The organism is Mesorhizobium sp. Z1-4, assembly GCF_004000235.1.
Lineage (GTDB): Bacteria > Pseudomonadota > Alphaproteobacteria > Rhizobiales > Rhizobiaceae > RCIO01.
Genome location: NZ_RCIO01000005.1, coordinates 104,871 through 130,850, shown reverse-complemented (window position 1 = coordinate 130,850; position 25,980 = coordinate 104,871). Strand labels below are relative to the sequence as shown.

The 25,980-nt window shown below is 63.3% G+C and carries 23 protein-coding genes and 2 tRNA genes; 14 read left to right on the top strand and 11 right to left on the bottom strand.

What is annotated here, in order from left to right; translation table 11 throughout:
• Positions 1-139: 139 nt before the first annotated feature.
• From EP165_RS16490 to EP165_RS16460, 7 genes are all read left to right on the top strand, one after another.
• Positions 140-688 carry a sugar O-acetyltransferase gene (locus EP165_RS16490; RefSeq protein WP_127523932.1) on the top strand — a complete coding sequence of 183 codons (549 nt, stop codon included), beginning with the start codon at positions 140-142 and terminating at the stop codon, positions 686-688.
• 86 nt (positions 689-774) lie between these two features.
• Positions 775-1,080 carry a cupredoxin domain-containing protein gene (locus tag EP165_RS16485; protein ID WP_127523931.1) on the top strand — a complete coding sequence of 102 codons (306 nt, stop codon included), beginning with the start codon at positions 775-777 and terminating at the stop codon, positions 1,078-1,080.
• Between the two features lie 208 nt (positions 1,081-1,288).
• On the top strand, positions 1,289-3,553 hold the full coding sequence (locus tag EP165_RS16480) for an autotransporter outer membrane beta-barrel domain-containing protein (RefSeq protein ID WP_127523930.1): 2,265 nt from the start codon (positions 1,289-1,291) through the stop codon (positions 3,551-3,553).
• Between the two features lie 43 nt (positions 3,554-3,596).
• On the top strand, positions 3,597-4,346 hold the full coding sequence (locus EP165_RS16475) for a response regulator transcription factor (protein WP_127523929.1): 750 nt from the start codon (positions 3,597-3,599) through the stop codon (positions 4,344-4,346).
• Between the two features lie 107 nt (positions 4,347-4,453).
• Complete coding sequence (locus EP165_RS16470; RefSeq protein WP_127524034.1) at positions 4,454-5,692, top strand: MFS transporter; 1,239 nt, start codon at positions 4,454-4,456, stop codon at positions 5,690-5,692.
• Between the two features lie 39 nt (positions 5,693-5,731).
• On the top strand, positions 5,732-6,898 hold the full coding sequence (rnd, locus tag EP165_RS16465; protein ID WP_127523928.1) for a ribonuclease D: 1,167 nt from the start codon (positions 5,732-5,734) through the stop codon (positions 6,896-6,898).
• Positions 6,899-6,915: 17 nt separating this feature from the next.
• A complete protein-coding gene (locus tag EP165_RS16460; RefSeq protein ID WP_127523927.1) occupies positions 6,916-7,692 on the top strand; it encodes a gamma-glutamyl-gamma-aminobutyrate hydrolase family protein in 777 nt (258 codons plus the stop codon).
• Here EP165_RS16460 and ppx read toward each other — a convergent pair.
• Positions 7,689-9,203 (bottom strand): exopolyphosphatase, encoded by a 1,515-nt coding sequence (gene ppx, locus EP165_RS16455; protein WP_127523926.1) that lies wholly within the window; start codon positions 9,201-9,203, stop codon positions 7,689-7,691. The genes EP165_RS16460 and ppx overlap by 4 nt on opposite strands.
• Entirely contained in the window at positions 9,200-11,410 is a 2,211-nt protein-coding gene (locus tag EP165_RS16450) for an RNA degradosome polyphosphate kinase (RefSeq protein WP_127523925.1), read from the bottom strand. The genes ppx and EP165_RS16450 overlap by 4 nt, the downstream gene beginning before the upstream one ends.
• Positions 11,411-11,592: 182 nt before the next feature.
• On the opposite strand from EP165_RS16450, the gene EP165_RS16445 reads away from it, so the two are divergent.
• Both EP165_RS16445 and EP165_RS16440 read left to right on the top strand, forming a co-directional pair.
• Positions 11,593-11,838, top strand: a complete 246-nt coding sequence (locus EP165_RS16445; RefSeq protein WP_127523924.1) for a zinc-finger domain-containing protein — start codon at positions 11,593-11,595, stop codon at positions 11,836-11,838.
• Positions 11,839-11,859: 21 nt separating this feature from the next.
• Complete coding sequence (locus EP165_RS16440; protein ID WP_127523923.1) at positions 11,860-13,110, top strand: FAD-dependent monooxygenase; 1,251 nt, start codon at positions 11,860-11,862, stop codon at positions 13,108-13,110.
• Positions 13,111-13,192: 82 nt separating this feature from the next.
• On the opposite strand, the gene EP165_RS16435 is transcribed toward EP165_RS16440, so the two are convergent.
• From EP165_RS16435 to EP165_RS16420, 4 genes are all read right to left on the bottom strand, one after another.
• Positions 13,193-13,996, bottom strand: coding sequence for an amino acid ABC transporter ATP-binding protein (locus tag EP165_RS16435; protein WP_127523922.1), 804 nt, complete (start codon positions 13,994-13,996; stop codon positions 13,193-13,195).
• Positions 13,997-14,040: 44 nt separating this feature from the next.
• Positions 14,041-15,528, bottom strand: coding sequence for an amino acid ABC transporter permease (locus EP165_RS16430; protein WP_348629565.1), 1,488 nt, complete (start codon positions 15,526-15,528; stop codon positions 14,041-14,043).
• A gap of 1 nt (position 15,529) precedes the next feature.
• Positions 15,530-16,720 (bottom strand): amino acid ABC transporter permease, encoded by a 1,191-nt coding sequence (locus EP165_RS16425; RefSeq protein WP_127523921.1) that lies wholly within the window; start codon positions 16,718-16,720, stop codon positions 15,530-15,532.
• Positions 16,721-16,848: 128 nt separating this feature from the next.
• Positions 16,849-17,865 (bottom strand): amino acid ABC transporter substrate-binding protein, encoded by a 1,017-nt coding sequence (locus EP165_RS16420; RefSeq protein WP_127523920.1) that lies wholly within the window; start codon positions 17,863-17,865, stop codon positions 16,849-16,851.
• 379 nt (positions 17,866-18,244) lie between these two features.
• On the opposite strand from EP165_RS16420, the gene EP165_RS16415 reads away from it, so the two are divergent.
• On the top strand, positions 18,245-19,417 hold the full coding sequence (locus EP165_RS16415) for a cystathionine beta-lyase (RefSeq protein ID WP_127523919.1): 1,173 nt from the start codon (positions 18,245-18,247) through the stop codon (positions 19,415-19,417).
• An 8-nt stretch (positions 19,418-19,425) separates the two neighbouring features.
• Here EP165_RS16415 and EP165_RS16410 read toward each other — a convergent pair.
• Positions 19,426-19,502, bottom strand: a tRNA-Pro gene (locus tag EP165_RS16410).
• A 148-nt stretch (positions 19,503-19,650) separates the two neighbouring features.
• Here EP165_RS16410 and EP165_RS16405 point away from each other — a divergent pair.
• Complete coding sequence (locus tag EP165_RS16405; RefSeq protein WP_127523918.1) at positions 19,651-19,956, top strand: ETC complex I subunit; 306 nt, start codon at positions 19,651-19,653, stop codon at positions 19,954-19,956.
• Positions 19,957-19,997: 41 nt separating this feature from the next.
• Positions 19,998-20,074: transfer RNA gene (locus tag EP165_RS16400), tRNA-Arg, on the top strand.
• A 116-nt stretch (positions 20,075-20,190) separates the two neighbouring features.
• Here the strand turns inward: EP165_RS16400 and EP165_RS16395 are convergent.
• The 4 genes from EP165_RS16395 to EP165_RS16380 all read right to left on the bottom strand — a co-directional run bounded on the left by EP165_RS16395 (position 20,191) and on the right by EP165_RS16380 (position 23,980).
• On the bottom strand, positions 20,191-21,198 hold the full coding sequence (locus EP165_RS16395) for an aldose epimerase family protein (protein WP_127523917.1): 1,008 nt from the start codon (positions 21,196-21,198) through the stop codon (positions 20,191-20,193).
• A gap of 338 nt (positions 21,199-21,536) precedes the next feature.
• Positions 21,537-22,235 carry a DnaA regulatory inactivator HdaA gene (gene hdaA / locus EP165_RS16390; protein ID WP_127523916.1) on the bottom strand — a complete coding sequence of 233 codons (699 nt, stop codon included), beginning with the start codon at positions 22,233-22,235 and terminating at the stop codon, positions 21,537-21,539.
• 4 nt (positions 22,236-22,239) lie between these two features.
• Positions 22,240-23,451: an AI-2E family transporter gene (locus EP165_RS16385; protein ID WP_127523915.1), complete on the bottom strand. Its 1,212-nt coding sequence runs from the start codon at positions 23,449-23,451 to the stop codon at positions 22,240-22,242.
• On the bottom strand, positions 23,423-23,980 hold the full coding sequence (locus EP165_RS16380; RefSeq protein ID WP_127523914.1) for a CDP-alcohol phosphatidyltransferase family protein: 558 nt from the start codon (positions 23,978-23,980) through the stop codon (positions 23,423-23,425). The genes EP165_RS16385 and EP165_RS16380 overlap by 29 nt, the downstream gene beginning before the upstream one ends.
• A 214-nt stretch (positions 23,981-24,194) precedes the next feature.
• On the opposite strand from EP165_RS16380, the gene purM reads away from it, so the two are divergent.
• On the top strand, positions 24,195-25,259 hold the full coding sequence (gene purM, locus EP165_RS16375) for a phosphoribosylformylglycinamidine cyclo-ligase (protein ID WP_127523913.1): 1,065 nt from the start codon (positions 24,195-24,197) through the stop codon (positions 25,257-25,259).
• A 2-nt stretch (positions 25,260-25,261) separates the two neighbouring features.
• Positions 25,262-25,969, top strand: a complete 708-nt coding sequence (gene purN / locus EP165_RS16370) for a phosphoribosylglycinamide formyltransferase (RefSeq protein ID WP_127523912.1) — start codon at positions 25,262-25,264, stop codon at positions 25,967-25,969.
• Positions 25,970-25,980 lie beyond the last annotated feature (11 nt).

The window sequence follows — 25,980 nt, the reverse complement described above, 5'->3', positions numbered from 1 at the left end:
CCGAAAATCGGCGCGAAAAGCGCATGGAGGGGCCGGTTTGTCAAGGCAAGCCGCACAGGCCCGGACGACAGCTTGCCGGGACCGGGCGGCATGGTGCAGCCTGAGTGCCAAACGGGGCGGCGACCGGGAGAGTTCCGCTATGCCACAAACCGAACGGCAGAAGATGGCTGCGGGCGACTGGTATTCCTGCATCGACCCCGAACTGGAGGCGCTGCGAAACGCCGCGCGCACGGCGGTTCACCAGCACAACACGCTGCCGCCGGCGGAGCGCGGCGCGATGGCGCCGGCGCTCCGGGCGCTGTTTGCCGGCGTCGGTCAGGATGTGCTGATCGAAGCGCCGTTCCACTGCGCTTACGGCATGAACATTCGGCTGGGCGACGGCGTTTATTTCAACTCCGGCTGCACGATCCTGGATACGGCGCCTGTGACGGTCGGCGCGCGCGCAATGCTCGGTCCCGGCGTGCATATCTACTGCGCGGAACATCACAAGGACCCGGCTCTGCGATCGCGAGGGCTGGAGATCGCCAGGCCGGTGACGATCGGCGCCGATGTGTGGATCGGCGGCGGCGCAATCATCCTTGCCGGTGTCTCTATCGGCGACCGGGCGATCGTGGGCGCCGGCGCAGTGGTGACGCGGGACGTTGTGCCCGATACGGTCGTGACCGGCAATCCCGCACGGGCGCGCTAATTCCGCCGATACCTATCCCACCGTGCAGGTGCCCATGCACCAATTTCGCGGTATAAGACGGACCGAACAAAAGAAGGGGAAACAGAGTGCGCCAGTTAGGTATTGCTGCGATTGTTGCTGTTCTGGGTTCGACCGCTGCTTTGGCGGCCGACCATTCCGTCGAGATCAAGGGCATGAAATTCAGCCCGGCATCGCTTTCCGTGGCGCCGGGAGACACGGTCACCTTCACCAATATGGACGGCGCACCGCATACGGCCACCGCCGATGACAGCAGCTTCGACACCGGAAGGCTGAACAAGGGTCAGAGCGCGACGGTGACCGTGGAGGCCGGCGAACACACGTACAAATGCGTGTTTCACCCCTCCATGAAGGGCAGCGTGAGCGCCGAGTAAGTACCAGACACAAGTAAAACCAAGACGCCGGCGGAAACCTCCGTCGGCGTGTTTGCCGTTGTACGCCTGCAAGGCTGCCTGCCGGGACGTTTTGCGACCAACCCCACCCGATCGGGTAGTGGCAGGCATAGCCCGGCCACGCGAAGTTCCGTGACGTAAGACCACATACGCCGAGCCGAATACGGACGGTGTTGTTCGGGGAGATGTCATGCGTATTCGGGGGCTGCCGGCGACGGTGCAGATGCTGTTTGCCGGCCTTTTTCTAGTTCTGAGTTCAGTCGTTTTCAGCGTTGCACCGGCGCATGCAATCTCGGCAAGCTGTACCGCGCTGAAGGGCATGACCTTCAGCTATACGGGTGGGACTCCGCTCACCAATCCGTTCGATATGAACCTGAACGGTGGTGCGGTCTATACGCTCAATGCCGGTGAGAAGATCAGCTTCAACGTGACCGTTCCCGCCGGTTCGATCGTGACAATCAGCTTTGCAGGCGAAAGCGTTACGGTGGACAACACCGCGGGGGGCACGCCGCTCAATCAAACGGTGACGATCACCGTGCCTAACACCGGCCCGACCGCTTCCGGAACCATCCGCTTCCAGGGCCATGTTACGGGCACCAATACGCTCAGCGTATCGATCGACTGTACTGACGCTGCGGCAGCGTCTTCCTCGAACGTCAACGCGCAGCAGAAAGCCGGCGTGGTCGACAATGCGATCCGCGGTGTGGTGCCGGGCGCAAACCTGCTCGACGATTTCGGCGTGCCGGATTTCGGGTTCAACCCGCTCGGCATTCCGAACGTTCCCTGCGGGCTGCTGATTGCATCGCTGAACGAAGACCTGAGGCGGGCGCTCGCCGAAATCGCCGCTCTCGATGGCGACTTTAGGACGGCTCAAACAGGCCGCGATGACCACAACCGAATGATCCGCCTCGGCAGGAGCATGAAGGAAGTTGTTTCCGATCTCGCCGACTGCCTTGTACGATTCGGCAACGGGAATGCTGTTGGAGCGGCGCTCGGCGGCGGCACCAGCTGCGCGGCTGAACAAGCGGCCGTGCTGCGGGCGCAAATGGGGCTCGCGCGCGACATGGCGGATCATCTGATCGCAGTCACCAAGCTGCAGATCGCCGTGCGGCTGGCAGAGTCCGCCCGCTTCGGGGCACTGCTGGCCGACGACCGGTTCGGCGATGCCAAGCGCGCCGCCAGATCGGCGGACAGGGACGACGCCATTTTCCGCATCGCGACTAGGAATTTCTCGAGGACGAACCCCATCGATCGCGCCTTTCTGGAGAAGCTGGCCGCGGAGGCGGAGAGCGATGCAGCGGAAGCTGCGATCGAGCCGGCCGCAGCTGAGGTGACGCGCACACAGGCCCGAGTAAACGCCTCGCAGGCTCTCCTAAACCGGGCCGAAGCGGCGCTGGCCGCATGCCAGGCGCAAAACGGCGCGGGCTTTTTCCCGGTTCACAACAGCACTGTGCCGCCCGCCGTTGCTGCGACTGCACGGCTCGCAGCCGCCCATGCGCCAGCTCAGGCGCCGGGAATGCCGGGCGCACTCGGCTACCAACCTGGCCTGCCGGTCGCAATGGCCGCCTCAGACAACAGCTTTTCCTTCGCCTACGACCTGGCGTCGATGCGGCTCAAGATGCAGCGCGCATATGGCGCTGCAGGCGCGCCCGACGGCATTCTGGGCGATCCGCGTTTCAATATGTGGGTGAATGGCAGCGTGACCTTCCACATCGACCCGACCGGACTTGCCCAGCGCGGAACGACCGCCGCGGTGGCGGCCGGCGCGAGCTACCGCCTCACGCCATGGATCAACGCCGGCGTGGCGGCACGTTATGCGCACTCGAACCGCTTCGGCACGACCGGAAACGCGACCGCCTCGGCATGGTCGGTGGCCGCATTCGCGCAGGCGCGGATTGCAGGTCAGCTGCTGCTTGAGACCATCGTCGCCTATTCGGGCGCGACGGCGAATGCCACGTTCGCCTCCGGCGCGACCGGCACTGCGGTCGGCCGCTCGCTGGCGGGACAGGCGAAACTCTCGCGCAGCTTTGCGCTCGGCGGGTGGACCGCCACCCCTGCCCTCGGCATCTCGGTGGTGAACGTGCAGCGCGACGCCTTCACCGCTTCAGACGGCACCGTGGTCGCGGCATCGAACACGACCCAAACCACGCTGACCTTCGGCCCGAGCTTCCAGCCGTCGCGCGGTTTCGCGGTTGGGAACAGCGGCGCCACCGTGACGCCAAGCTTCGGGCTCGACTTCTTCGCCAATCTCGGACGGTTCGACCCGATCATCGGCGCCGGCGGAACCACCGTTGCCTCGTCGGACAGTTTCGGCGTCGCGGCACGCGCCGGGCTGGCAGTAGCCTTCGCAGGCGGCGCCAGTGCGTCGGTCAACACCAGCTATGCCGGGATCGGCGGCACCAGCCAGTCGATTTCAATCGCCGGCAATCTGCGCATTCCGATCGGCGGACGCTGAGGCTTGGGTGGACTGAACCCGTCGAGCGGTTAATGTATTGCCCATGCAGAATGTGGATCGGCTGATCGAGGGACTAGCAGCGTGTACAACAGCGGCTGAAATCGTCGAGCTGTTTTCAGGGACGATAAAAGCCATCGGCTATCACGGATTCGATGCCTATTCGTTTGCTGTCGAAACCATCAACAATGTCGACCAGAACGGCAATTTCGTGGTGTGCGATTACGACATGAAATTGATCGGCGACTATGTCCGCGACGGCTGGATGCAAATGTGCCCCACGATCGACGAAACCGCCGCGGGAAAGGTGCCGTTCGACTATGTGGCCTTTCTGCACCGGTGTCCGCAAAACGCCTCGGTGCGCTGGCAGAAATTCATGCTCAAGGCATTCGACGTGCGGCATGCCTGGCTGGTGCCCTTGAGCACGGTATCGGTGAACAAGGGTGTTACGGTCTATCTGCGCGGCAGAGGCGCGAAGACGGCAGAGTTCTTCGCCTCGACCCGGCACGAAATCCATTTGCTTGCTTCGTATCTGATGCAAGCCCTTGATGGCGCGCACGGCATTTCAGGCGGCAACGGACATGAACGGCAACTACGCCCGGACATCAGTTCCCGCGAGATCGACTGCCTTCACTGGGCGGCAAGGGGCAAGAGCAACCGGGAAATCGGCGACATTCTCGGCGTGTCCGAGAACACGGTCCGTTTTCACCTCAAGAACGCCTTCCGCAAGCTGGACGTAACGAGCCGGTCGCAGGCAGTGAGCGAAGCCCTTCGCGCGGGGCTGATCAGCGGCTGACACCTCGACGGCGGGCGTCAGCTTCTGGTCTAGGCCGGGCGGACAATTGGGGCATGACATTGCCGCCTCGTTCGCGCATAGAAGCAGCAGGTTCCACGGTAGATCCGATGTCATCGCTGCGCCCGCTCATCCCGCTACTCATCGCGGCAGCCATCCTTTTGGGCGGCAACGGGGTGCAAGGCACCCTGATCGCACTGCGCGGGGCGCAGGAGGGTTTCACTCCGGCCTCGATCGGCCTGATGGGAACGGCCTATTTCGCCGGATTTCTGATCGGCTGCGTGTTTGTGGTGCGCATATTGCACGCCGTCGGCCATATCCGCGCCTTTGCCGCGCTCGCCGCGATGGCGGCCTCGGGAACATTGCTTCTGGCGGTGCTGATCGACCCTTGGAGCTGGACTGCGATCCGTTTCGTTTCAGGTTTCTGTTTTTCGGGACTGTTCACGGTCATAGAGAGCTGGATCAATTCAGGCGTCGAAAACCGCGACAGGGCGCGCGTGCTTGCGATCTACCGCATACTCGATCTCGGCGCCGTGACCGGTTCGCAATTTCTCATTCCGGCTGTCGGCGCCGGCGGCTTCGCGATTTTCGCCGTCATGACGATCATGATCACGCTGTCGCTGGTGCCCGTCTCGCTGGGCGACCGCTCCAACCCCAAGCCGCCGGACAATGTGAAATTCGACCTCGGCCGCGCCTGGATGATCTCCCCGCTCGGCGCCATCGGCTGTATTTCGGTCGGCGTCACCAACAGCGCATTCCGTATGCTGAGCCCGATCTACGCCCAGCAGATCGGGCTTTCGGTCGCCGACGTTGCCGCATTCGTTTCGGTATCGATCGTCGGCGGCGCACTGATCCAGTATCCGCTCGGATACATTTCCGACAAATGGGACCGCCGCAAGGTGCTGATCGCCACCTCGATTGCGGCACTGGCGTCGGCTCTGGCGCTGGCTCTTTTCGCCGGTTCAAGCCGGCCGGCCAACTTCGCAGTCGTTTTCGTGTTCGGCGCGTTCGCGATGCCGCTTTATTCGCTTTCCGCAGCGCATGCCAACGACCGCGCCCGACCTGACGAATACGTCATGCTCAATGCCGGTCTGATGCTGTTCTATTCGATCGGCGCCATATTCGGACCCTTCACCGCGTCCTTCGTCATGGTGGCGTTCGGACCGCATGCGCTGTTTCTTTTCATCTCAGCGATCTATGCAATCTTCATCCTCATCATCCTTTACCGGATGGGGGTTCGCTCGTCGGTGCCGGCGGAACAACGCGGCCGGTTTGCGGCGCTACTGAGGACCTCGCTCGTCTTCGGGCGCCTTGCCGGGCGGGTACAACGGCGTGGGAAAACCGACTGAGCGCTTCAATCGCCCGAGAAATCACACTAAACAGAGCGCATGAACGTCATCACCACACAGGCCGAGCTCGAGACGGCCATCGAAACGCTCCGCAAATCCGACTTCGTCACGGTCGACACCGAGTTCATTCGCGAGACGACTTTCTGGCCAGAGCTGTGCCTTATCCAGATGGCCTCGCCGGATGCCGCCTATCTGATCGACCCGCTGGCCCCCGGCATCGACCTTGCTCCGTTCTTCGCGCTGATGGCGGACGAGGCGGTGCTGAAGATCTTCCACGCCGCGCGCCAGGACATCGAGATCATCTTCCATCTCGGAGACCTCATCCCGCACCCGGTGTTCGATACGCAGGTGGCGGCCATGGTGTGCGGCTTCGGCGACAGCGTCTCCTACGACCAGCTGGTCAACAAAATCACCGGTGAGCGCATCGACAAGAGCTCACGCTTCACCGACTGGCGGCGGCGGCCGCTTTCGGACAAGCAGCTGGAATACGCGCTGGCCGACGTGACCCACCTCATCGACGTCTACCGTCATCTCGCCGCCGAGCTGGAGCGCGAAAACCGGGCGCACTGGCTGAACGAGGAAATGGAGGTGCTGACGGCGCGCCAGACCTACGATCCAAACCCGGACGACGCCTGGAAGCGGCTGAAACTGCGCAACGCCAAACCGCAGCAGCTGGCGATAGCGATATCGATCGCGGCCTGGCGCGAGCGCGAGGCGCGTGAACGAAACGTGCCGCGCGGGCGCATCCTCAAGGACGATGCGCTGGTGGAGATTTCCCAGCAGATGCCGGCAACGACGGAAGCGCTGGGACGGCTGCGCGCCGTGCCGCGCGGCTGGGAACGCTCGAGCGCCGCCGCCGGACTGATGGAAGCGATCACCGCCGCGCTGGCGATCCCGAAAGACGACCTGCCGAAACCGCAGCGCCACCGGCCCAACCCCGAAGGCGCCAATGCCGCAGCCGAGCTGCTGAAGGTGCTGCTGAAACTGGTGGCCGAACGGGAAGGCGTGGCACCCAAGGTGCTCGCCTCCAGCGACGATATCGACCGGATCGCCGCCAGCGGCGAAGAGGCCGAGGTGGCCGCGCTTTCGGGCTGGCGACGCGAGGTTTTCGGCGACCGGGCATTGCAGCTCGTACGGGGCGAAATCGCGATCAGGTTCCAGGATCGCAGGATCGAGGTATTCGATCTGCCTGCGGCGGCGGAGTGAGCGGGGGCCAGGCAGCGATGAAAAGACCTGTCGTCGGCGTGATCGGAAATCGCTACATCGTCGAAAACCGCTTCGCGGTGCAGATGACGGGCGAACGCAACCTCGCCTCGATCGCTTCCGTCACCGGTGCGCTGCCGCTGATTTTCGCGGGCGAACCCAACATCACCGGCATCGGCGACCTGCTCGATGCGGTCGACGGCATCGTGCTCACGGGCGCGCGGGCCAATGTGCATCCGAGCCGTTTCAACACCGAACCTGACACGAAACACGAACCCTACGATCAGGACCGCGATTCGGTTGCGCTGCCGCTGGTGGAGGCCTGCGTGGCGCAGGGTGTGCCGATCTTCGGCATCTGCCGCGGCTTTCAGGAAATGAACGTTGCTTATGGCGGCACGCTGCATCCGGAGATACGGGAAATCCCTGGGCGGATGAACCACCGCATGCCACGGCTGGAAAACGGCGAAATTCATCCCGATCCGGAGGTTGTGTTCGCCGACCGGCACGATGTGCGGCTGACACCGGGCGGCACATTCGCAGGACTTTTCGGCCGCGAGACGATCCGTGTGAACTCGCTGCACGGCCAGGGTATTCTCGAAACCGGCACACGCGTTGTGGTGGAAGGCATTGCTGAAGACGAGACGATCGAGGCAATCAAGATAGACGGTGCGAAGGGCTTTGCGCTGGGCGTGCAGTGGCACGCGGAATACGACCCCGAGACCAACCCGGTGAACCGGGCGCTGTTCCAAGCCTTCGGCCTGGCAGTGCGTGACTACGCGAGGGGACGGGGGAGCTAGTCCGCCAGTCCGAGCTTCAGGTCGAGGCCGCTGACCTTGGCGAGATGCGACAGCCGGGCCTCCGGCCGCTCGCCCATCAGGGCCGCGTGCTCGCGCGGCACCGTCAAGGTCAGGCCGCCGTCGTCGCGTTTCACCCATCTGAGCTTCGGCATGATGCCCGGCATGGCAGCCGAAAGCAGATAGACCACGCGCATCATGGCGCCGAGCAAGCGCGCGCGTTCGACAAACCGGGAACCCGCCAAGCCGCGCAATTCGGGGCTCACCATGTCTTCGTAGATGCCTTCGTAGCGATACATGATGGTGAGCGCGATCAGCGCCCTGCCCGGATGGTCGATACCGATGAAGGACGCGTGCGAAATGATGTTGAGCGACTGGGTGCCGCGATATTCGGGATGCGCGCGCCAGCCGATGTCGGCCATCAGGCATGCGGCCTTGCGGTAGCGCTCCTCGGCCGGCTCTTCCCCGATGCCGAAAGCGGCAAGCGTTTCCCCGGTCCATTGCGCCAGCTCGCGCGCATGGGTAACGGAGCGCGCGCGCAAGACGGCCAGCTCCTCGGCCGCCGAAATCAGGGGGTCGGCGGCGCGCTGCTTTTCGTCCAGCAGCGAAAACAGATAGCCCTCGCGCACGCCGAGCGCCGAAACGACGATCTTCGAGGGCTTCATCGACTTGATGATCTCCTGCAGCACCGCCGCGCCATAAGGCAGCAGCGCGCGGCGCATTTTGGAGATGCGGTTGATTCCCTTGATCTTGTCGATATCGCCGCGGGCGACACGGGCCAGAAAAGCGGCCGACTTCTGAATGTCGAACTCGTAATTGTGCATCACATGCAGCGGGTAGCCCGTCGCCAGCATGTGCAGGCGGGCGAGATTTCGCCAGGTGCCGCCGACCGCATAAAAGACACGCCCCTCGCCGCCCTTCAGCAGCTCCGCCCGCTTGAGTTCCCTGCGTGCGATACGCGCGGCCTCCGTCGGCGAACCGCCTGCCGAATCCTGCAGGCGCAGGCCACCCAGCGGCAAAGTGATGCCGTCGCCGATTTCGTCGCCTTTCACGTCGACCAGTTCGAGGCTGCCGCCGCCAAGGTCGCCGGCAATGCCATCGGCATTGTGAAAACCGCAGATGACGCCGAGTGCGGAATAACGCGCTTCCTCTCGGCCGGTGAGCACCTGGATCTCGGTGCCGAGAATTTCCTCCACGCGCTCGATGAAGTCGTGGCCGTTTTCGGCCTCGCGCGCAGCGGCCGTTGCGATGACGTGAATGCCGTCGGAGCCGGCCTGCTCGGACAGGGCGCGAAAGCGGCGGAACTCGTTGATCGCACGGGCCACGCCGTCGGCATCGAGCTTGCCGGTGGTGACAATGTTGCGGCCAAGGCCGGCCAGCATCTTTTCGTTGAAAAGGACGGTGGGCGAGCGCGCCACGCCTTCATAAACGACAAGGCGGATCGAGTTTGATCCGATATCGATCACAGACAGCGGATTGCGGTCCTGCAGCCTGCCCTGGTTGAACGAATTCATGGACGGCGGGCCACGCCGGCTTTCTTCTCGCGCCGGTAGCGCGCGATGCGCTTCGGCGCGTGGGATTTGAGCGCATCGCCCCTGCCGGAAAGGCTCGGATTGGTCATGAAATATTCCTGAGCATTGAACGGCTCTTCACCCTCGTCCGGCGCCATGCGCCGCGACGTGCCATCGGGCAATACTTCGAAACTCTGACGGTTGTCCATGATGTTGCCGAGCATGATCTGCCCCAGCACCTGCTCATGCACAGTTGCATTGGTGATCGGCACCAGCGTCTCGACCCGGTGGTCGAGATTGCGCGGCATCAGATCGGCGGACGAGAAATAAACGATCGCCTCGTCGGAGGGCAGACCCGCGCCGTTGCCGAAACAATAGATGCGGCTGTGCTCGAGGAAACGTCCGACGATGGACTTTACGCGGATGTTGTCGGAAAGACCCGGCACCTGCGGGCGCAGGCAGCAGATGCCGCGCACCACTAGATCGACGCTCACCCCTGCCCGGCTGGCATTATACAGCGCGTCGATGATCGCAGGATCGACGAGCGAGTTCATCTTCATCCAGATCTGTGCCGGGCGCCCGGCCACGGCGTGAGCGATCTCGTCCTCGATATGGCCGACAATGCGCTGGCGGAGCGAAAACGGCGAAATGGCGATCTTCATCTCGTCGGCAGGCTCCGCATAACCAGTTATGTAGTTGAACACCTGCGCCACGTCGCGGGCGATTTCGGGACTGGTGGTGAAGTAGGACAGGTCGGTGTAGATGCGCGCGGTGATGGGATGATAATTGCCGGTGCCCAGATGCACATAGTTGCGCAGCCGGCCGTCTTCCCGGCGCACGACAAGCGACATCTTGGCGTGGGTCTTCAACTCCAGGAACCCGAATACGACCTGAACGCCGGCCCGCTCCAGGTCGCGCGCCCAGCGGATATTGGCCTCCTCGTCGAAACGCGCCTTGAGTTCGACGAGAGCGGTGACCGACTTGCCGGCCTCGGCGGCGTCGATGAGCGCCCGGACAATGGGACTGTCGTTTGAGGTGCGGTAGAGCGTCTGCTTGATGGCGACGACATCCGGGTCCATCGCCGCCTGGCGCAGGAACTGAACCACGACGTCGAAGGATTCATACGGGTGGTGGACGACGATGTCCTTCTCGCGGATGGCGGCAAAGCAGTCGCCGCCATGGTCGCGGATGCGCTCGGGAAACCGCGGATTGTAGGGCGCGAATTTGAGGTCATCGCGCGGCAGCGAGACAATGTCCGACAGCTGGTTGATGGCCAGCGGTCCGTTCAAGGTGGAAATGCGGCTGGGCGCGACGCCGAGCTGCCCGGAGACGAAATCCCGCAGCATCTCGGGCATTTCGCCGGAGAATTCGATGCGGATGACCTGCCCCCGGCGCCGGCGCTTCAGCGCCGATTCGAACAGGCGCACAAGATCTTCCGCCTCCTCCTCGACCTCGATGTCGCTGTCGCGGATGATGCGGAACGTGCCGAGGCCGCCGACATCGTAGCCCGGGAACAGCCGGTGGATGTGCATAGAGATGACGTCTTCGAGCGCCACGAAGCGGACCGTGCTCTCCTGGTCGGGCAGGCGCACATAACGCGCAAGCGAGACCGGCACGCGCAGCAGCGCCGTCATTTCGTCACCGGAGCGCCGCTGCGTCAGCCGGAGCGCCAGCGAGAAACCGAGATTGGGAATGAACGGAAACGGATGCGCCGGATCGATCGACAGCGGCGTCATCACCGGGAAGATCGCTTCCTCAAAATGCCGCGCAAGCCACTCGCGGTCCGCCTCGGTCAGCTGTTCGGGGCGGACGATGAGAATGCCCTCGGCTGCCAGCATCGACGCCAGATTGGCCAGGGATTTGTGCTGTGCGGCCTGCAACTGCTCGACCTCAAGCAGGATGTTGTCGAGCTGCTCCTGCGGGGTCCGGCCATCGTCGCTGCGAGTGGCAATGCCCTCACGCACCTGGCCGGCAAGGCCGGCGACCCGCACCATAAAGAACTCGTCGAGATTGGCGGCGGAGATGGTCAGGAAACGCAGGCGCTCCAGCAGCGGGTGGTTGGGGTTCTGCGATTCGGCCAGGACACGCTGGTTGAATTGCAGCCAGGAAAACTCCCGGTTGACGAAACGATCCGGGCTGGGATCGGTTCCGCCGGGCAGGCCTTTCGAACCGTCCGCGAATTCGGCCTTGAGCGGCCTCAACTCGTTCATCGCACTCTCCAACTGCCGGCGCACCCCTCGCCTGCCCCAACATCTTAGTTCGATCGGCCCGCCGGCGCATCACAAGTGCCGACAGATTCTCCACAGCTCGCTTGCATTGAATTGCCAGATGTTTCAAACCGATTGCAATCGGCGCCGCAGGCGCGGCCGGTCCGTTTTCCGGGGAGTACATCATGGCAGGCCACCATATTCCGCATTTCCAGAACGATGCGGGCCACCACAAGGTGGAAATCGGCGTCAAGGAATTCAAATGCGTCGGCGCAAACCCGCCATTCGACCATCCGCATGTGTTCCTCGACATGGGTGACGAGAACGAGATCGTATGCCCCTACTGCTCCACGCTCTTTGCCTATAACGCCAAGCTGCATGGCGAAGAAACGAAGCCCGAGGGCTGCGCCTATACAAGCAAGGCCGCCTGACGGCGCGGGCGCGGCAGCCTCATGGATACCCGGCGCTCACGGCAGATCGTCATTGCCGGCGCCGGCATTGCCGGCCTGACGGCGGCTATCGCGTTTGCGAAAAACGGCTTTTCCGTCCAGCTGTTCGAACAGGCGCCGCAACTCGAAGACGCCGGCTCCGGCATCCAGCTTTCGCCCAACGCTACTCGGGTTCTGGCGCATCTCGGCGTTCTTGAACATCTGATCCCGAGCGCCGTGGAGCCGCGGGCGGTGGTTGTGCGCGAGGCGCGCAAATTGCGGCGGCTAGCGGAAGTGCCGCTCGGCAGCCGTGCGGAAGACCGCTGGGGCGCGCCTTACCTTGTCGCGCACCGGGCCGACCTGCAGACCGCACTTCTGGCCCGCGCGAAACGCGAACCCGACATAAGGCTGGTGACCGGCGCCCGGCTGGCGGATGCGGCGTTTCATCCGCGTGGCGTGACCGTTTCAATCGACGTTGCCGGCGACGTGAAAGAAGCCGCCTGCCTGCTTCTGGTCGGGGCCGACGGCGTCGGCTCCACGGTGCGCAATCTCGGCACGCGCGATGCCGCCCCCAACTACAGCGGCTTTTCGGCCTGGCGCAGCACCGTGCGCGCCAACGGGCCGCTCGGCCAGTCGCTGCTGGAAGCGATGCCCGCCGACTGCGTGACGGTCTACGCGCACAAGCGTTTCCACCTTGTTGCCTATCCGATCCGCGGCGGTACGGCCGTCAATCTCGTCGTGATCGTGGATGCCAAACACGCGGCCGCGCGCCCCGGCGAAACCGGCGATACGGAGGTTCTGGCCAGGCTGATGCGCGGAACGGCGGCACCGCTGGCGACACTGGCGCGCGAGGCAGCCCCCTGGAGCCTGTGGCCGATCCGCGAAGTGCCGCCGGACCACCCATGGACCGGCGGGGCGAGCGTGGCGCTGATCGGCGACGCGGCGCACGCGCTGACGCCCTTTGCGGCGCAGGGCGCGGCTATGGCGATGGAAGACGCGATCATGCTTGCCAATCTGGTGGCGGCGACGCCCGACGATATCGCCGGTGCGCTTGCCCGCTATGAAGCTGTCAGGCGGCCGCGCATCAAACGCGTCGAAGCGCGCGGGCGCTTCAACCATTTCGCCTGGCACGCGTCAGGGCCGATCGCGCTGGCCCGCAATCTCATCCTGCGGGGACGCTCCGGCAGGCAGCTCGCGGCGGAGCTCGACTGGCTTTACGGCTTCGATGCCTGCCAGCCGCCGAAGAGCGAAACCAAGGCGGCACCGCCCGCCTGATACCGCGCCGCCCGGACAACAAAAAACCGGCGCCGAAGCGCCGGTCCGAGATGTCGAGTTGTCGTGCCCGCGGGCCGCCCGGTCAGTGCAGGATCTGGCTGAGGAAGAGCTTGGTGCGCTCGTGCTGCGGGTTGTCGAAGAATTCGGCCGGCGTGTTCTGCTCCACGATCTGGCCCTGATCCATGAAGATCACGCGGTTGGCGACCTGGCGCGCGAAGCCCATCTCGTGGGTGACGCAGATCATGGTCATGCCCTCTTCGGCGAGGCCGACCATGGTTTCCAGCACTTCCTTGATCATTTCGGGATCGAGCGCCGAGGTCGGTTCGTCGAACAGCATGATGCGCGGGTTCATGCAAAGCGAACGGGCAATCGCCACGCGCTGTTGCTGACCGCCGGAAAGCTGGCCCGGATATTTGTTGGCCTGCTCGGGGATCTTGACCCTTTCCAGGAAGTGCATCGCCGTCGCCTCGGCTTCCTTCTTCGGCGTCTTGCGGACCCAGATCGGCGCCAGGGTGCAGTTTTCCAGAATGGTCAAATGGGGGAACAGGTTGAAGTGCTGGAACACCATGCCGACCTCGCGGCGCACCTCGTCGATCTTCTTCAGATCGTTGGTGAGCTCGATACCGTCGACGACGATGGAACCTTTCTGGTGTTCCTCAAGCCGGTTGATGCAGCGGATCATGGTGGATTTACCCGAACCGGACGGGCCGCAAACGACAATGCGTTCGCCGCGCATGACCTTGAGGTTGATGTCCTTCAGGACATGAAAGTCACCATACCATTTGTGCATGTCGGTGATTTCGATTGCGACGTCCGTGTCGGATATCTGCATTCGCGAACGGTCGACAGAGATGTCGTCGGCACGAACTGCGTTTTCACTCGTCATTTGGCGGTTCCCCTATCTGATCCGCTTGGCCTTTGAGGCCGTTGTTATCTATGGCCGGTATCGAGTCGGCGCTCCATGAATATCGAATATCGCGACATGCCGAAGCAGAACACGAAATAGACGAACGCCGCGAAAAGATACGCCGAAAGCGCCTGAACCGGCGAGGCCCAGGTCGGGTCGGTGAAGGATGACTGAATCTGGCCAAGGAAGTCGAACAGGCCGATGATCAGCACCAGCGTGGTGTCCTTGAACAGGCCAATGAAGGTGTTGACGATGCCCGGGATGACCAGTTTCAGCGCCTGCGGCATGATGATCATGCGCATCATCTGGTTATAGTTGAGGCCGAGCGCCATCGCGCCTTCGAACTGGCCTTTCGGAATGGCCTGAAGGCCGCCACGCACAACCTCGGCCATATAGGCGGAGGCAAACATCGCCACGCCCACCAGCGCCCGCAGCAGCTTGTCGAACGTCACACCCTCGGGCAGGAAAAGCGGCAGCATGACCGACGACATGAAGAGCACCGTGATCAGCGGCACACCGCGCCAGAACTCGATGAAGACCACCGAGAAGAAACGCACGATCGGCATATGCGAACGCCGCCCGAGCGCCAGAACGATGCCGATGGGCAGCGAAACGGCGATGCCGGTAACGGCGATCACCATTGTGACCAGCAGGCCGCCCCAGCGGTCGGTCGGCACATGCTCAAGACCGAAATCCACCGCGAAGATGGCCATGATGACCGCGATGCCGGCCATAAAGATGCCCGCGCCGCGCATGCCGGGCACCGGATCCGTATCGGAAGCCCGGGCAATGGCGTATGCGATACCCACAACGATTGCCGAAAGTAGCAGGAAGTCGACCCAGAACTTCAGCATGCCGGGCTCGAACAGGAAGCCGGTCGGCAGGAAGCCGTTGAGTTCGAAGTGCCCGCCGGTCAGAAGCACGAGCGCGACGACCGGGAACACGATGCTGATGAAGATGATGTTCTCGCGCTTGAACGGCGCGGAGGGAATGAGCAGCGGTATCAGGCCGCCGAAAAACAGCACGGCCACGAGATTGACGCGCCAGTGCTCGGCGTCCGGATAACGGCCGTATATGAACTGCTCGCCATAAGCGCCGACATAGGCCCAGCAGGCGCCGAACCAGCCGTTGGGCTGAATGCCGCCCTGCTGCTCCGTGGCGCATACCGCTCGGTCGGTGCCCGACCACACTGCATCGACGAACGCGAACTGCAGCAGCGGCGGCACGATCACATAGATCACATAGATCGCAAAAAGCGTGAGCACCGTGTTCGGTATGCTGGAGAACAGGTTCTGGCGCACCCAGGCGACGGGGCCGGAGGCCATGGCCGGCGGCGCTTCCGAACTCACCATCTCAGTGCGCACATAGGCGACATTTCCGCCATGCGGCACGGGAGCGAGTGCATCTGCGGTGTGCGGATAAGCGACCGGCGTGCCCTCGGGCGCGGCAACATCGGCTGCCTTGCCCTTGACGCCGGGCACGGATTTCGTGGTTTTGGGATCCTCGGCCATATCAGCGCTCCACCAGCGCCATTTTGGCGTTGTACCAGTTCATGAATGCCGAGATCAGCAGCGACAGAACCAGATATGTCAGCATTGTCATCATCAAGATCTCAACTGCCTGGCCGGTCTGATTGAGCGCAGTGCCGGCGAAGACCGAAACAAGGTCCGGATAGGCAATGGCGACCGCCAGCGACGAGTTTTTCGTCAGATTGAGATACTGGCTCGTCAGCGGCGGGATGATGATCCGCAGCGCCTGCGGAACGATCACCAGCCGCAGCGTGGGCCCGTTGCGGAGCCCCAGCGCGTGCGAAGCCTCGGTCTGGCCCTTGTTGACGCCGAGAATGCCTGCCCGAACGATCTCGGCGATGAAGGCGCCGGTATAAAAGGACAGCGCCAGCAGCAGGCCGATGAACTCGGGATAGATGCGCGCGCCGCCGCGCGGACCGAAATTGCCCTGCTCCGGATATTCGAAGGAAAGCGGCATACCGGCGATGAAATAGGCGATCAGCGGAAGGCCAACGAACAGGCCGACCGACGTCCAGAAGACAGGGAATGTCTCACCCGTCTGCTCCTGGCGCTTTCTGGCCCACCGGGAAATGAAGAATATGGCAACGATCGCGATTACCAGCGCGCCGAGCACGAGGTTGATGCCGTCGCCGTAGACGGGCTTGGGCGCATACCAGCCGGATATGTTGAGCTGACCGAGAAAGCCCATGTCGAGCGAATCGCGGCGGCCGGGAAGCAGCCGCAGAACAGCAAAGTACCAAACGAAAATCTGCAGCAGTAGCGGGATGTTGCGTAGCGTCTCAATGTAGACCGTGGCGATCCTCGACACGACCCAGTTTTGCGACAGCCGGGCAATGCCGACAACAAATCCAAGGATCGTCGCAATCACGATCCCGACGGCCGAAACCAGCAGCGTGTTGATCAGCCCGACAAAAAACACCCGGCCGAAAGTCGATGTGGCCTGGTCGTATTCGAGCAGCGACTGGCTGATTGCGAAGCCCGCGTTGCGGTTCAGGAAGCCGAAACCGGACGCGATGTTGGCGGCCTGCAGGTTTGCGAACATGTTCTGGATGCCGACATATGTCAGCCACACCAGAACGACCAGCAGCAGAATCTGAACGATCCACGCGCGTATCTTCGGGTCGTTGAGCAACGCAACCCTTGGCGCCGATTCCCCGGCGGTAGTGACGGCCATTTGTGTTCCCCTCGTTCGCGCCGATTGATTTTGTTGTGCGACCGGTGACCGGCCGCCGATATTGGGCGCGACGTATTCCCTGGTGCGGGCTGCCCGGTTTCCCGGACAGCCCTTTTTCTAGCTAACCCTTAGCGGATCGGCGGAGCGTACTGCAGGCCGCCATTGGACCACAGTGCGTTCTGGCCGCGGGCGATCTTCAGCGGCGTGTCGGGGCCGACGTTGCGTGCAAACGCTTCGCCGTAATTGCCGACATGCTTGATGATGCGGTAGCCCCAGTCGTTTTCGAGGCCGATCGCGGTGCCGAACTCACCTTCGGTGCCGAGCAGACGCTTGATATTCGGGTTGTCGGAACCCTTCATCTCTTCGGCATTGCCCTGGGTGACGCCTGATTCCTCGGCCTCGACCATGGCGAAGTGCACCCACTTGACGATGTTCAGCCACTGATCGTCGCCCTGGCGGACTGCCGGGCCAAGCGGCTCCTTGGAGATGACTTCCGGAAGCACCTTGTGCTCGTCGGGGTTGGTCAGCTTCAGGCGCTGCGCATAGATGCCCGACTGGTCGGTCGTGTAGACGTCGCAACGGCCGGCATCGTAAGCGGCGACAACCTCGTCAGCCTTCTCGAAGGCGACCAGCTCGTAGTCCATGTTGTTGGCACGGAAATAGTCCGCCACGTTGAGCTCGGTGGTGGTGCCGGTGTTGGTGCAGATCGCGGCGCCGGAAAGCTGCAATGCGGACGAGATGCCCATGGACGAACGGACCATGAAGCCCTGACCGTCATAATAGTTGACGACCGAGAAGTTCAGGCCGAGCTGCGTGTCGCGGCTCATGGTCCAGGTCGTGTTGCGCGAAAGCAGATCCACTTCGCCCGACTGCAGCGCGGTGAAACGCTCCTTGGCCGAAAGCGGCACGTATTCGACCTTCGAGGCATCGTCGAAGATGGCAGCGGCAACCGCCTTGCACAGATCAACGTCGAGGCCGGACCAATTGCCGTCCGAATCCGGATTGGAGAAGCCCGGGAGACCCTGACTCACACCACATTTGAGCGCGTCGCGGCTCTTCACGTCGTCCAGCGTGGCCGCCGAAGCAGCGCCCGCCGACAGAGCGAGAACCGATACGCCCACAAGACCCTTCAAAATACTCTTCATAGCCCAAGCACCTTTTCTGATTTTCTCTAAGGGCATTAACCCCTCTTTACGCAGGGAGGCCGATACAACCTCGCTGTGCGATCTGCGCACAGCAAAACCTTGTCTCGCAACCTCCCAATACGGATGGCCATCGAATGCGATAAATATTCGTGGGTCAAGTGGTGTCGGGAAATTGGCACTCGTCACCGCCGCCGAAATGCAAAACGAATCCTCTATTTGCCGAAAAGCGGATCGTTTTGGCCGAATGCGGCTCCACGCGGGCTCTCGAAGCGACGTATCCGAGTGCCCGGCTGGACAAGCCGACCGACGCCTGCTGGCGGTTGCACTTGGCCAGTGGCGGGCATAATGGTCCGCTACCTACATCTAGCAGGAAGCATTCATGTCAGACAGCACGCAGCACAAGCGCGGCGTACATACGCGGCTGGCCCATTCGGGGTACGACCCGCATGATTTTCACGGCTTCGTCAACCCGCCCGTCGTCCACGCATCCACCGTGTTGTTTCCCGATGCGCACACCATGGCGACCCGGAACCAGAAATACCTCTACGGAACCCGGGGTACGCCGACGACCGATGCGCTGAACCAGGCCATGACTGAGCTGGAGGGCGCGGCAGGCACACTGACGGTTCCGACAGGGCTTGCCGCCGTCACCGTTCCGCTGCTGGCTTTCCTTTCCTCCGGCGACCATCTGCTGGTGACGGACGCGGTCTATTTCCCGACGCGGAGTTTCTGCGACAACATGCTGTCGCGCATGGGCGTGAAGGTCGAATATTACGACCCGCTGATCGGAGCCGGCATTTCGCGGCTGATGAAGCCGAACACGAAGGCGGTTTTCACCGAATCGCCTGGCTCCAACACGTTCGAGATGCAGGACATACCGGCGATTGCCAACGCGGCGCACGCAGCCGGCGCGATCGTGATGATGGACAACAGCTGGGCCACGCCGCTTTATTTCCGCGCCCTCGATTTCGGTGTCGACGTCTCGATCCATGCGGCGACCAAATACATAGCCGGGCATTCCGACATTCTGGCGGGCACGATTTCGGCCAATGAGGCGGCCTGGGAGAGACTGCACGAGGCTTACCTGCAGCTCGGATGCTGCCCTGGACCCGACGACGTCTACAACACGCTGCGCGGGCTGCGCACACTCGGGGTACGGCTGGAACAACATCGCAGGAACGCGCTCGAAATCGCGCAGTGGCTGGAAGGTCAGCCGGGCGTTGCGCAGGTGCTGCATCCCGCGCTTGAAAGCTCCGCCGGCCACGACATCTGGAAGCGGGATTTCTCGGGCTCCAGCGGCCTGTTCTCGATCGTGCTTGCCGGTGGCGGCAAGGAAAAAGCCCATGCCTTCCTCGACGCGCTCGAAATCGTCGGAATGGGCTATTCCTGGGGCGGATATGACAGCCTTGCCGTTCACGTGCATCTGGACGACAGGGTTGCCTCGCGCACCGATTACGCCGGGCCTGTCATGCGGCTGCAGATCGGACTGGAAGATGTCGACGACCTGAGGGCGGACATCGAGCGGGGGCTTGCGGCTGCCGCAAGGATCTAGACGCCGGCTGGTCGGAGCGGCAGGATTCGAACCTGCGACCCTCTGGTCCCAAACCAGATGCGCTACCAGACTGCGCTACGCTCCGTTCCGGTGCGGCGCCTGCCTAGTGCCTCGCGCCCGCCGGTGCAAGCAAAAACTCCCGCGCCCGGCGCCGAATTCATCGCCACCGCTTTGCAAAGCGGGATTTTTGGACTAGGCAGCGCATGAAACAAACCGCGTTCCAGGGACATCTCATGTCTGCACGAATTTTCAGCCCCGCCCGCACCGCCATGCAATCCGGCAAGGCCAAGACCGGCCGTTGGGTGCTGGAGTTCGAACCGGAGAGCCCGCGCAGAATAGACCCGCTGATGGGTTACACCACATCCTCGGACATGAAGAGCCAGATCAAGCTCGTCTTCGAGACACGCGAGGAAGCCCAGGCCTATGCCGAGGCAAACGGCATCGCGGCGCGCGTTGAAGAGCCGAAGGAGCCGCGCCGGCGGCAGATTTCATACGCGGAAAATTTCCGCTATGACCGCAAGACGCCCTGGACGCACTGATCCCCGGCGCATGCCGGTTTTCACGCCCGAAAGGGCGCGACGGTCCCGTAGCTCAGCTGGATAGAGCACCGGCCTTCTAAGCCGATGGTCACAGGTTCGAATCCTGTCGGGATCGCCACCATAAGCGCCCCCATTTCCGGCTCGATCATCTGTAGATTGCGGAACGCCCGAGGACATGAACCTGTCTGGGATCAGCTTCCGTTCGCTGACGGCGGCGAAGCTCCGCCGCATTTGTCATCCAGACGCAAACCCATACTCGATCACCGCTTCATATCTCTCCCCCGGCTTCAGAACCGCACTCGGAAAACCCGGCCGGTTGGGCGAGTCGGGCCAGATCTGAGGTTCGAGGCACAGGCCGGCATGCGGGCCATAGACAATGCCGTCGAGGCCCTTGAGACCGGCGGGGATCGGAGCGCCGTCGAAGAACTGCAGGCCGGGCTCGGTCGTGGACAATTGCATCGAGACACCGGAGCGCGCACCCTCCAGGGTGGCCACATGGGTCAACGCGCGGCGAGCAGGCGCGAGGCAGAAATTGAGATCGTAACCAGCCTCGCGAGGATCAGTCGCGACCTGCCGAGAGGTGCGAAAATCATACCGCGTTCCTGCCACCGGCGCGGTTTCGCCCAAGGGAATAAGACGCTCATCGACCGGCAGGTAGCTGTCGGCAGCGACCTGCAGTTTGTGTCCGAGTGCCGGCGAGGCGCCGCCGTCGTCGAGATTGAAATAGCTGTGCTGCGTGAAGGCGCAGAGCGTTTCGGCGTCGCATGTCGCCCGCATGACTATCCGCAGCCGCCCCTCGGCAGTCAGCCGGTAGGTGCAGGCGGCGCTGAGGTTTCCGGGAAAGCCCATTTCGCCATCCGGCGAAAAGTAGGTGAGCGCTACGAAATCGGGGCCGCGGTCGGCAATCGCCCAATTGCGCTTGTCGAAACCGCGTATGCCGCCGTGAAGCACGTGGCCGGGCGCGCCGCCATTGTCGATCTCGTAAGTTTTGCCGCCAAGTTCGAAGCGGCCGTTGGCGATGCGATTGGCGTAACGCCCGACGATGGCGCCCATATAGAGCGGGTGCCGAAGGTAAGGTTCGAGCGTCGGGAAGCCGAGCACCAAAGGTGCTGAATGGCCCGCAAGCCGCAGATCCTGGAGAATGCCGCCCCAGGTCAACGCCGCTGCGAAGAGCCCGCCGCCGGACAGGCTGATGCGGTAGACGGTTTCGCCGTCAGGCGTCGTTCCGAATGCCTCGGACAAAAGCGGCCCTCCCCCGTTCCGGCCCGTAAGCCTGATGCGGGTAGAGCCGCCAGCCGTCAAGGCCGTGTCTGGCGAAACGATCTCCGGCGCCGCGCACGCGCTGCGGGGCCACAGGACCGTACCCGGTCATGCGCTGCATGTTCGTCAGGCAACAAAAACCAGCCCGGCGGCGACGAAGGCCGCGAGCAGGTAAAAAGCGAAATCGTCTTCCCAGTTGCGCATGATGGTGTCCCTCTCCGATGGCTGTCGAAGGCGTAGCCTGCGCAGCGGGCGGCAATTGGACCCAATCTGGGCGCTTTGGCGGCATTACGGTTTCATTGCTGTGACAGTGCGTGAGCTCAGACCGGCAGCGACGCCTGACCCATGTCCGAACCGCCAAGCACCGTCGCTGCCAGCTGGCGCGTGATGCGGCTCTTGGCCTCAAGTGCGGCACGGTCAAGCCGCTCCACGACGCCGATCGCAGTCGCCAGCGAGCGTTCGATCCGCTTGACCAGGAACTGAACCACCTGCGGGTCGATCTCGACCTGGCGGTCGGCAAAAAGCTTGGTGATGACGCCGGCCAGAAGCAGGTCGTCAGGCTCGCGGATTTCGACCGTGGAGGCGGCGCCCAGGCGCGAGCGCAGGTCGGGCAGAGCAACACCCCAGCCGAGTGGAAAGCGCCGCGCGGAAAGCAGGATGTGGCTGCCGGATTCACGCGCCGCGTTGATGGCATGAAACAGGCCGTTTTCGTCCAGTCCGCCGGCATCGGCATCGTCGACCAGCAGCGCACCGCCTTCGAGCGCTTCCAGGATTTCGGGGCCGAGCGCACGCCGGTCGGCGGCAAGCGCGCCCGTCTCCTCGCGCCAGATCGACGCCAGATGGGTCTTGCCCGAGCCGACCGGGCCGGCGATGACCACGACATTGGACGGCCAGGCGGGCCAGGCGTCGATCAGCGCGACGGCGTCGGCATTGGCCGAGCTGACAACGAGGTCGGCGCGGCTCAGGCCGGGCTCGCGGCTGAACTGGAGTGCGATCTGCTGCGGGGGCGGCTTCGCCATGGCCCTACCGGCTGTCGTCCTGGCCACCGCCGCCGCGATAGACGGGCGATTCCAGATAACGCTCGATGGCGAAACGCACCAGAACAGCAATCGCAGCAGCCGCCGGCACCGCCACAAGCAGGCCGACGAAACCGAACAGGTAACCGAAAGCGAACAGGGCGAACATCAGCCAGACGGGGTGCAGACCGACGCTGCCGCCGACAAGCTTGGGCTGCAGGATATTGCCCTCGACCATCTGGCCGGCAAAGAAGATTGCCGCCACCGCGGCCACCCATTGCCATTCGGGCCAGAACTGAACCAGCGCGACGCCGAGCGAAAGCACAAGGCCGACGACGGAACCGACATAAGGGATGAACCCGATCAGGCCCGCGACAAGGCCGATAAGCAGGCCGAAATTGAGCCCGACCAGGGTGAGCGCCACGGCATAGCTGATGCCCATAATGAGGCCGACCGTGCCTTGCCCGCGCACAAAGCTTGCGGTGGAGCGGTTGATCTCGGAGGCGAGCCGGCGGACCGTGGCCAGGTGATCGCGCGGCACCCAGCTGTCGACGCGGGCGACCATGCGGTCCCAGTCGAGTAGCATATAAAATGCGACCACGGGCGTGACGACGAACAGGCCAGCGATATCGATCAGTGCGCGACCGGAATTCCAGATCGACTGGAACAGGGCACTGAGGAAACTTGCGCCCTGGCTCAGCAGCGAACTCAGGCTCTCGCGCAACGAAGCAGGATCGACGCCGATATTCTGCTCAAGCCAGCCCGGATCGAAGCGGGTTATGAGCGTCTGCAGCCGGGACAGATAATCCGGCAGCAGGGAAATCAGCCCGGCGAGCTGCGATCCCAGAACTGGAATCACGATCATCAGGCCGAGCACGAAAAACAGTACGAAACCGACGAGAATGACAATCGTCGCGGCCAGCCGCGACAGGCCCAGACGCTCGAGCCAGTCGGCAACGGGGTCGAGGAAATACGCCAGGATGATGCCGGCCAGAAACGGCAGCAGGATAGAGCTGAAAATATAGAGGAAAGCGACAAAGATGGCAGCCGTCAGCAACCAGAATGCAACCTGACGGCGAATGTCGATCGCGGCCGTCGCATCGGGTCCGAGTTCGACAACGGTGGTCGGTTTTGCAGCGGCAGCGGATTTGCTGCCGGTGCTTCGGGTGCCTGAGCGCGAAGACGCGCTTCTAGAGGTGCGGGTTTTCGCTTTCGCCATAGCCATTCATGTGCCTGAACCAGGCCACGAGATAGGCCGCCGCGGAGGCGACGGTCAAGCCGCCAGACAATATGACGAGCCAGCCGCGAAGGCCACCGAAGGCTGTCTCAAGCGCGAGTTCGAACAATACCGCAGCGGCCAGCACGATCTGCATTGCCGTGTTGGCCTTGGAGATCATCAACGGCTTCATCTCTACCGGGTGGCCGAGCAGACCGGACAGAACAACCCCTCCGACGATAAGCAGGTCGCGCGAAACAGCCGCGATCACCAGCCAGAGCGGCAGTTCGCTCATCAGCCCCAGCACGACGAAGACCGAAACCAGCAGCAGCTTGTCGGCAATCGGGTCGAGATAGGCGCCAAGTTCGGACCTCTGGTCGAACTGGCGTGCAATGAAGCCATCAATTCCGTCGGACACCCCGGCAACCAGAAAACCTGCCAGCGCCCAGCCCATGGCACCTTCCAGCATGGCATAAACGATCGCCGGCACCAGCAAGAATCGCAGCAGCGTAATGAGATTGGGTATCGTCAATTTGAGGCCGTTCGCGTTTCGCCGGCATCTTCCGCCGTTGCGTTGAAGATGGCCGTGCGCCGAACCCTGTTCAAGGGCCAGTACGCCGCGAAAGCCCTGAGCCAGCGCTTTGCAGGCCTCGTTTGCCTGTGACTGAGCCGGCCGCCGTGCTTGCGGGTGCGCCGGCTTCATGCGAAGAGCGCGGCATGTCCATTCCATGCTTGGCAGATCACCGATGAGCGACAGCAAAAACGGCCTTACCTATGCCGAAGCCGGTGTCGACATCGATGCCGGCGCCGAGATGGTCCGCAAGATCAAACCGATGGTGCGCTCCACCATGCGGCCGGGCGCCGACGGCGAGATCGGCGGCTTTGGCGGCCTGTTCGACCTCAAGGCCGCGGGCTTCAAGGATCCGGTGCTGGTGGCCGCGAATGACGGCGTCGGCACCAAACTCAAGATCGCGATCGAGACCGGCATTCACGACACGATAGGCGTCGATCTCGTTGCCATGTGCGTCAACGACCTGGTGGTGCAGGCGGCCGAGCCGCTGTTTTTCCTCGACTATTTCGCAACCGGCAAGCTCGACCCCGACCAGGGCGCCTCAATTGTGGCCGGTATTGCGGAAGGCTGCCGCCAGGCGGGCTGTGCGCTGATCGGCGGCGAGACGGCCGAGATGCCGGGGCTCTACGCGCAAGGCGACTACGACCTCGCCGGTTTCGCGGTGGGTGCTGCCGAGCGCGGGCAGTTGCTGCCGACCGACGACATTGTGGAAGGCGACGTGCTTCTCGGCCTTGCCTCCAGCGGCGTGCACTCCAACGGTTATTCGCTGGTGCGGCGTATCGTTGAGATGAGCGGATCGGGCTGGGACGACACGGCGCCGTTCGCCGCAGACAGAACGCTCGGAGCCGCGCTGCTTGAGCCAACGCGCATCTATGTGAAGCCGCTGCTCAACGCGATGCGCTCGACGCACGGCATCAAGGCGCTGGCGCATATCACCGGCGGCGGCTTCCCCGAGAACGTGCCGCGGGTGCTGCCCGAGGTATTCGCGGCCGAAATAACGCTCGACGCAATCGAGGTTCCGCCGGTCTTTTCGTGGCTGGCCGCGACGGGCGGCGTTGCAGCCGACGAGATGTTGCGTACATTCAACTGCGGCATCGGCATGATCGCCGTGGTTGCGGCCGGACAGGCAGCGCAGGTCGCCGCCGTGCTGCAGCAGCAGGGCGAGACGGTGACGCCGATCGGCCAGGTGATCGCCCGGCGCGAATCCGGGGTGGTTTACAGCGGCAAGCTGGAGATCTGAGCATGGAAAGAAAGCGCACCGTCGTGATGATTTCGGGCCGCGGCTCGAACATGGCGGCACTGGTCAAGGCGGCGGAGGAGATCGGCTATCCGGCACGCATCGTGGGCGTGGTATCCGACAAGGCGGACGCACCGGGGCTGGACTTTGCCAACCGCGCCGGCATTGCCACCCGCGCGGTGGCGCGCTCCGACCATGCTTCGCGCGATCTGCATGACGGCGCCATCGACGAGGCACTGGACGAGCTCGGGGCCGAGATCGTCTGCCTGGCAGGCTATATGCGCAGGCTATCGCCCGGCTTTGTGCGCAAATGGGGCGGGCGTATCATCAACATCCATCCTTCGCTGCTGCCCGCGTTCAAAGGCCTGAACCCGCACGGACAGGCACTGGACGCCGGCGTGCGCATACATGGCTGCAGCGTGCATTTCGTGACCCCGGCGATCGATGCCGGGCCGGTGATCGCGCAGGCTGCGGTGCCGGTGATGCTGGACGACAACGAAGCGACGCTTTCGGCCCGCGTGCTGCGCATGGAGCACAAGCTCTACCCGCAGGCGCTGCGCATGGTCGCGGAGGGCAAGGTGCGCATGCAGGGCGACCGGGTTGTCTATGAAGGTGTGAAAGTGCGGCGCGAAAGCGGCGACAGCGCGCTGGTTGCGCCCGAAATCGACACCGGCGTGGTGGATATCGAATCGCTGGCGCGGTTCACCCCCTGATCGGGATGCAG

Excerpts from the sequence above, each read along its gene's own strand:
- EP165_RS16490 (WP_127523932.1), top strand. The coding sequence starts at position 140 with ATGCCACAAACCGAACGGCAGAAGATGGCTGCGGGCGACTGGTATTCC.
- EP165_RS16480 (WP_127523930.1), top strand. The coding sequence starts at position 1,289 with ATGCGTATTCGGGGGCTGCCGGCGACGGTGCAGATGCTGTTTGCCGGC.
- EP165_RS16475 (WP_127523929.1), top strand. The coding sequence starts at position 3,597 with ATGCAGAATGTGGATCGGCTGATCGAGGGACTAGCAGCGTGTACAACA.
- EP165_RS16470 (WP_127524034.1), top strand. The coding sequence starts at position 4,454 with ATGTCATCGCTGCGCCCGCTCATCCCGCTACTCATCGCGGCAGCCATC.
- rnd (WP_127523928.1), top strand. The coding sequence starts at position 5,732 with ATGAACGTCATCACCACACAGGCCGAGCTCGAGACGGCCATCGAAACG.
- EP165_RS16460 (WP_127523927.1), top strand. The coding sequence starts at position 6,916 with ATGAAAAGACCTGTCGTCGGCGTGATCGGAAATCGCTACATCGTCGAA.
- ppx (WP_127523926.1), bottom strand. The coding sequence starts at position 9,203 with ATGAATTCGTTCAACCAGGGCAGGCTGCAGGACCGCAATCCGCTGTCT.
- EP165_RS16450 (WP_127523925.1), bottom strand. The coding sequence starts at position 11,410 with ATGAACGAGTTGAGGCCGCTCAAGGCCGAATTCGCGGACGGTTCGAAA.
- EP165_RS16445 (WP_127523924.1), top strand. The coding sequence starts at position 11,593 with ATGGCAGGCCACCATATTCCGCATTTCCAGAACGATGCGGGCCACCAC.
- EP165_RS16440 (WP_127523923.1), top strand. The coding sequence starts at position 11,860 with ATGGATACCCGGCGCTCACGGCAGATCGTCATTGCCGGCGCCGGCATT.
- EP165_RS16435 (WP_127523922.1), bottom strand. The coding sequence starts at position 13,996 with ATGACGAGTGAAAACGCAGTTCGTGCCGACGACATCTCTGTCGACCGT.
- EP165_RS16430 (WP_348629565.1), bottom strand. The coding sequence starts at position 15,528 with ATGGCCGAGGATCCCAAAACCACGAAATCCGTGCCCGGCGTCAAGGGC.
- EP165_RS16425 (WP_127523921.1), bottom strand. The coding sequence starts at position 16,720 with ATGGCCGTCACTACCGCCGGGGAATCGGCGCCAAGGGTTGCGTTGCTC.
- EP165_RS16420 (WP_127523920.1), bottom strand. The coding sequence starts at position 17,865 with ATGAAGAGTATTTTGAAGGGTCTTGTGGGCGTATCGGTTCTCGCTCTG.
- EP165_RS16415 (WP_127523919.1), top strand. The coding sequence starts at position 18,245 with ATGTCAGACAGCACGCAGCACAAGCGCGGCGTACATACGCGGCTGGCC.
- EP165_RS16405 (WP_127523918.1), top strand. The coding sequence starts at position 19,651 with ATGTCTGCACGAATTTTCAGCCCCGCCCGCACCGCCATGCAATCCGGC.
- hdaA (WP_127523916.1), bottom strand. The coding sequence starts at position 22,235 with ATGGCGAAGCCGCCCCCGCAGCAGATCGCACTCCAGTTCAGCCGCGAG.
- EP165_RS16385 (WP_127523915.1), bottom strand. The coding sequence starts at position 23,451 with ATGGCGAAAGCGAAAACCCGCACCTCTAGAAGCGCGTCTTCGCGCTCA.
- purM (WP_127523913.1), top strand. The coding sequence starts at position 24,195 with ATGAGCGACAGCAAAAACGGCCTTACCTATGCCGAAGCCGGTGTCGAC.
- purN (WP_127523912.1), top strand. The coding sequence starts at position 25,262 with ATGGAAAGAAAGCGCACCGTCGTGATGATTTCGGGCCGCGGCTCGAAC.